The organism is Kocuria sp. ZOR0020 (genome assembly GCF_000800955.1).
GTDB lineage: Bacteria > Actinomycetota > Actinomycetes > Actinomycetales > Micrococcaceae > Kocuria > Kocuria subflava.
Genome location: NZ_JROX01000307.1, coordinates 1 through 6,506 on the forward strand (window position 1 = coordinate 1; position 6,506 = coordinate 6,506).

At 62.5% G+C, this 6,506-nt stretch carries 4 protein-coding genes and 1 pseudogene; 1 reads left to right on the top strand and 4 read right to left on the bottom strand.

From position 1 onward, the window contains the following. Positions 1–2,429: Rne/Rng family ribonuclease (locus L979_RS13330; RefSeq protein ID WP_156125600.1), on the bottom strand; the 2,429-nt coding region annotated here is incomplete at its 3' end. A gap of 387 nt (positions 2,430–2,816) precedes the next feature. Here L979_RS13330 and L979_RS13335 point away from each other — a divergent pair. Beyond that, the gene (locus tag L979_RS13335; RefSeq protein WP_081994536.1) at positions 2,817–3,455 is read left to right on the top strand and encodes a vitamin K epoxide reductase family protein; all 639 of its coding nucleotides are present in this window, start codon (positions 2,817–2,819) and stop codon (positions 3,453–3,455) included. A 161-nt stretch (positions 3,456–3,616) separates the two neighbouring features. Here the strand turns inward: L979_RS13335 and ndk are convergent, their stop codons facing one another. The 3 genes and pseudogenes from ndk to L979_RS13350 form a co-directional block, all read right to left on the bottom strand. Beyond that, positions 3,617–4,030, bottom strand: a complete 414-nt coding sequence (gene ndk / locus L979_RS13340) for a nucleoside-diphosphate kinase (protein ID WP_047692686.1) — start codon at positions 4,028–4,030, stop codon at positions 3,617–3,619. Between the two features lie 160 nt (positions 4,031–4,190). Continuing rightward, a pseudogene (locus L979_RS13345) lies at positions 4,191–5,900 on the bottom strand (cholesterol oxidase substrate-binding domain-containing protein). 39 nt (positions 5,901–5,939) lie between these two features. Next, a complete protein-coding gene (locus L979_RS13350) occupies positions 5,940–6,275 on the bottom strand; it encodes a hypothetical protein (RefSeq protein ID WP_156125601.1) in 336 nt (111 codons plus the stop codon). Between the last annotated feature and the right edge of the window lie 231 nt (positions 6,276–6,506).

Consider the following 6,506-nt stretch of genomic DNA (forward strand, 5'->3'; position numbering starts at 1 on the left):
CTGGACGTCTCCCCGTTCGCCTGGACGGCCTGGGAATCGTCAGTGCCGGTACCCTCGGCGTCCTTGGCCGGTGCGTCGTCGTCGTGATGAGAAGCCGATGCGATGGCTGCAAAAGCGTTGCGGGTGGCCTGGGCGCGCTTGGCCTGCTCGGGATCCTCCGGCGCGGCAGAGGAGTCATTGCCCGCGCTGTTCTGATCCGAGGAGGAATTGTTGGACGTGTTGGAACGGCGGTTGCGCTTGCGCTCGTTGCGGTCCCGGCGGCTGGAATCCGTGGAGATCCCGCCCTTGCCCTTCAACGGATGGTCATGGATCACCACACCGCGGGAATCGCAGGCCTCACAGGGTTCAGAGAAGATCTCCAGCAGGCCGGTACCCATGCGCTTGCGCGTCATCTGCACCAGACCCAACGAGGTCACTTCCGCCACCTGATGCTTGGTGCGGTCCCGCCCCAGGCACTCCACCAGTCGGCGCAGCACCAGGTCACGGTTGGCTTCCAGCACCATGTCGATGAAGTCGATCACGATGATCCCGCCGATGTCGCGCAGCCGCAGCTGACGCACAATCTCCTCGGCGGCTTCCAGGTTGTTCTTGGTGACCGTCTCCTCCAGGTTGCCACCGGACCCGGTGAACTTTCCGGTGTTGACGTCCACCACGGTCATGGCCTCGGTGCGGTCAATCACCAGGGAGCCACCGGAGGGCAGCATGACCTTGCGGTCCAGTGCCTTGTAAATCTGCTCGTCCACCTGAAAGTGCTCGAACAGGTCCTCGTCCTCCGTCCATTGGGACACGCGGTCCAGCAGATCCGGGGCCACGTACATGACGTAGGCCTCGATGTTGTCCCAGGCGGCCTCACCCTGGACCGTCATGGAGGTGAAATCCTCGTTGAAGACGTCACGGACGGTCTTGATGGTCAGATCCGGTTCCGCGTAGAGCAGCTCCGGAGCCAGCGTCTTGCCCTTGGCCGACTTCTCCTGGATCTGTTCCCACTGGGAGCGCAGCCGGTTGATGTCGTTGGTCAGTTCCTGCTCGGACGCACCTTCAGCCGCGGTGCGCACGATCACGCCGGCGCCTTCCGGCAGGTGATCCTTGAGGATCTTCTTCAACCGCTGCCGCTCAACATCCGGCAGTTTGCGGGAGATGCCGGTCATGGAACCACCCGGGACGTAGACCAGGTAACGGCCCGGCAGGGAGACCTGGCTGGTCAACCGCGCACCCTTGTGCCCCACAGGATCCTTGGTGACCTGTACCAGCACGGAGTCGCCGGGCTTCAAAGCGTTTTCGATCCGTTTGGCGGAACCCCCCAGATCGGCATCGTCCCAGTTGACCTCACCGGCGTAGAGCACCGCGTTGCGGCCCCGTCCGATGTCCACAAAGGCGGCTTCCATGGACGGCAGCACGTTTTGCACCTTGCCCAAGTAGACGTTGCCGATCAGCGAATCCTGCTGGGTGTGGGAGACAAAGTGCTCCGCCAGCACGCCGTCTTCCAGCACGCCGATCTGAATGCGGTCATCCTTCTCCCGCACCACCATCTTGCGCTCCACCGATTCACGGCGGGCCAAGAACTCGGCCTCGGTGATCACCTGGCGGCGGCGTCCCGACTGACGCGATTCACGACGGCGCTGCTTCTTGGCCTCCAACCGGGTGGATCCCTTGACGGATTGCACAGTGGTGGGCGCGGAGCTGTCCACCACGCGACCGGTGCGGATGCGGGTGACGGTTCCAGGGGGATCGTCGTCGTTGCCGCCCTCCAGTTCCATGTCCACGGATCCACGACGACGCCGCCGCCTGCGCTTGCTGGTCACCCCTGCCCCGGGCTCAGGATCCTCGAACTCGGCTTCCTCTGCGGCTTCAGCTTCCTCGATGGCGGCCTGACGGGCTTCCTCCCGGGCCACGGCAGCGCGCTCGGCAGCAGCCTTGATGGCGTCCGTGTCCGGGGCGTGGAACATCAACGACGTGGCGGAAACCGCACTGAAGGCTGCGAACGGGTCCTGTTGCTCGGGCTCGGCCTCGCCATCTTCGGACTCGGCCTCGTCGGCTTGAGGTTCGGCCTCGTCATCAGACTCAGTGGCCCCAGGTTCAGACTCAGGGGACTCAGTTTCCGCCTCAGCCGGTTCAGTGTCGGGCGTCTGCGCTTCAGACTCCTGCCCTTGTTCCGGTTCAGGCTCCTGTGCCTGATCCGACTCCTGCACTTGGTCCTGATCCGGCACGTTCTTCTGGTCCGGCGCTGGAGCCTGGTCCTCAGTGGATGCCGGCTGCGGTGAGGGGGCCACGGCGTCGTCGTTGGCGGTGGTGTCCGCACCTTGGTCCGATTCGGCTTCCTGGAGCGGTTGGTACGCGGTTTCCGCCGGGGTCTGTGCGGGCAGCTCCCCCTGGACGAATGCCGATGATTCTGAACCCTCCGATGAAGGGTTCACCTGCTCAGTGGTCATGTGGTTGCCATGTTCCTGCGGGTACCACCGTCTACACCCGGAAGTCCCGCCGGTCGGTGGCGCCGTGCGGGGCCCGTGAAGGGTCGCGCGGCTGCCAAAAGTCGTCGTGTGCGCCGCGCGGGACTCAGCGGTAGCTGGCTCACCTCGCGGGCCGCCCCGTGGACCGAGCCACCGGGCCTCCTGAAATCCAGGGGCACTCGGGTGGTCTTGACGCCGGCGAACGCGCTCGATCTTTCTGAGAGCTGCAGTTCACCGGGCGCGTGATCGGCACCGGTGCGGATCACGCATCAGGTGCAGCCAATGCGTGACCGGGTTCATTCTGGCACACGCAACCCATGGCAACGCGTTCAGCCGCCACCCATGTGGCCTGCTTATGATCACGATGTGATGACAATTCCCACCGAAACCAACACGCGGGACACTCTGGACCGATCTGCCCCCACTTCACCTGTGCCACCGGGAGACATGTCCTGGGCTCTGGTGGCCCTGCTGACAGCAGCTTTGGGCCTGTACGGATCCATCTCCCTGGTGGTGGAGAAATGGCAAATCCTTCAAGACCCCCTGCATGTGACCGCGTGTGACATCAACGCCACGCTGTCCTGCGGCACCGTGATCCGATCCTCGCAAGCCAACTTGCTGGGCTTCCCCAATCCGTTCATCGGCCTGGTGGCCTACACGTTGGTGATCGTGATCGCGGTAGGCGTGCTGGCGGGGGCCCGGTACCGCGCTTGGTATTGGTTGGGCTTGCTGGCTGGTCAGATCCTGGGCCAGATCTTCCTGCTGTGGCTGTGGACCCAGGCCACCTTTGAGATCAACGCACTGTGCCTGTACTGCATGTTGGTCTGGTTGGTGCATCCGATCCTGTTGATGGCCACGTTGGCCCGGTGCGTGCGGACCGGCGTGATCCCTGCACCTGAGTCGGTGCGTTCCACCGCCAAGCTATGGGCCGTTGGCGGGGTGCTGCTGATCTGGCTGGTGGTTTTCGGCTCCGTGCTGGTGCGATTCTCAGGAACCATGTTCGCCTGAGCCAGCGCTGACGCGCTTGAGCGCGTTCCGGAGCGCATGAGCGCGATCCGGAGGGCTGGAAGCACCTATGGCGCGTTGGAAAAGCAGCGAACCCTCACCGCACTCCGTGATCAGCGTCTGATCGTGGAGTCTGGTGAGGGTTCGTTGCTGTGTGAGGTGGTTCAGGCGAACCAGATGCCGATCTCGCGCTCAGCGGACTCCGGGGAATCGGAGCCGTGCACAATGTTCTTCTGCACCTTCTCCCCCCAATCACGGCCAAGGTCGCCACGGATGGTGCCTGCTGCAGCCTTGACGGGATCGGAGACTCCGGCCATGGCGCGGAAGGACTCGATCACGGAATCACCCTCAAACACGGCGGCCACCACCGGCCCGGACATCATGAACTCCACCAGCGGCTCAAAGAACGGCTTGCCTTCGTGTTCTGCGTAGTGCGCGGTGAGGATTTCACGCGTGGCATTCAGCTTCTTGAGCTCCACCAGTGTGAATCCGCGGGCTTCAATGCGGGCCAGCACCTGTCCGGTGAGGTTGCGCTCCACGCCGTCGGGCTTGACCAGTACCAGAGTGCGCTCGGTCATGAGTCCTCCTGAAGTTGTTGTGAGGGTCTTCCAAGCAGCGCGGTGACGCTGCATCTGCCCCAACCCTACTGCGCAGCGCAGGCACACCATCTCCCGTGACAATCCACGGTTCCGGGGACGGCCACCAGCCATACACAGCCAAGCACCCGATGGGCAGGGTTCAGGATTGCGGCATCACACGGTCGTGGAACGGGGCCCGATAGATGCCTTGCGGATCCAGGTCCTCCAATGTCTGCACGCTGTGCTGCCAATCCGGGAACTGCCCGGGGATCCAACGGTCAAGGTGGTCCGCGTTTGTCCACGGGCCTGCAGCCGTGTGAGCAAACCGCTTGGACCATTCGGGTCTTGCCACCCCGAGTTCCACCGGGAGGCGGGTGAACCACGCATCCAGTTCGGCAAAGAACTCCCCGGTGTTGGGCGTTCCCGGAAGGTTGAGCACATCCAGCTACACGGCGGTGTCCAGCTCAGGTCGTCCAGGCACGGGCTGTGCCGCGGACAGCGTGGCCGTGGCAGCTGAAGCGATCCCGATGTCAGCGGGATCATCCACCCCCGTGATGCGGATTTCACACACGTTGTTGGCGGGATACTGGCCACGCCACTGAAAGGTTCGGATCACGCTTTCGTAATGCTGGGTGAACTCGTGCACCACACGTTGCACCTGATCACGCCGCGTGATCACCACATGGGAACCCGCGGAAACCAACAGTGTTGTGGGCCGGACAAAATGGATGAAGTTCTTGGCCTCGCCCCACATGTCCAGGGCACCGGAACTGATGAGTCCGGAGCGGGTGGCATTGAGCATGGCGTCCGTGGCCAGCGGCGTCAGAGCCCGTGACTCCTGAGTCATGCGAGCCACCAGATTGGCGACCTCCCCCGGCAGTCGATCTGCAAACGGGTAGTTGAACGGCGAGTTCCGTTGCCACGAGGTCCAGGGCTTGTACGGGCTGACCTCCCAGGTCTGCACCCAGGGAAACTTGGTCATGGCGTACCAGATCACGCCAACGGTCCCACGACTGTTCAGCAGCGCGCTGAGGGATCGTGAACCGGCGCGATCGGGGCGAGCAAAGAGCTCCCACGTGGGAATTAACGTGGTGTTGCGGCACCGCAGGTTGTAATTGGACACAGTCTGCAACACCACCTCAGTGACAAAGGCGCGTCCCACATGCGTCAGCAACGGACCGATCTGCGGGTCACTGCGCTGGAAAGTCCGTTGTACGTAGCGGCCGACCTCCGAATCCCACACAACTGCCGTGATTTCGACGACGGTGTTGCTCACCGTCCCGTAGGTACCTCCAGCAGGTTTGGAAGCGCCAGCCTTGGGAGTGCTGGACCCATGTCCGTTGACAGCAAGGATTCCGCCCACGGTCACGTCCCCTGGCGCAGGCGCACCCAGCAGACTGCGGCCGTTGCGGAACAGAAAGGCCATGACCTGTTCCATTGACGCCCCGGTCTGAAGACGGACTCGCTCTCCATCCACCATGCTCATGGCACCCATGCGGGTGGTGTCCACCAGGATCACCGCGGTGTTCCCCGGGGTTGCCGGATCCACGATCAACGGAGCCCAGGTGTGTCCGTAGCCCTTGGCTCGCACCCGGTAGTGGGCATCAACGGCCCAGTTGACGATTGTCTCCACCTGGGTGGGATCCGTGACCGTGCAGGTCCACAGCTGATCCGTGACGATTGTGCCGTCCCAGTTGCGGAACACATTGCGGTGGAGGCCGGGCCCTTCTGGGAATTCGGGAGGCACCTCAGCCTCCACCGCCTGTGCTGGAGTCACGGTTCCAATCAGTGCCCATGCGCCGGCAACAGCAACACCTCCTTTCAGGAGATCTCGCCTGCTGGCCTGACCTTGAACACTGAAATTCACCATTCCCCCTGTGGATGAGTTTGAACTGGAGTCAGGAAAAGGTCAGCAGTATTTCCCGGGGTTGGTCAGACCACCCACAGTGGCGATTGTTGCAGGAATGTGGAACAGCGTGTCCGTGAGGGCATAGGAGAAAATCTGGAATCCGCTCCACGGATTCAACTGGTAGTTGCGAATGTCATTTCCGTGGTCCGCAAAGTTTCGCTGAAGCCACCCGCCCAGGTTGCACACCGGGATGACTGCCAGGCTGGAGTCATGGGTGGGCGCGGTAACACCATCTCCAATGGTGTAAGCGTTGGCGGCCGGGGCTGCACCCAGTGCCGCCCCAGCAGCCAAGGAACCAGCGGCACACAGCGTGACAAAACGACGACGAACAGACATGACAAACCCCTCACAATCAGTGTCAGCATTTTCAACAGCACATTTCATCAACGGATTAAACCGATTGATTTCCATGCACGAGCAGAAAATTAACACGCAACACAACTGGTCTTTAGTGATAAATTCATGAAACCGACCCCCAATGTCCGGACCAGAGGATACGGCGTCAGTCGTCGTCGTCGTCCCAGGCCAGAAGCGGCAGATTCACCTGCGGGTTTTTCTCCAGCAAAT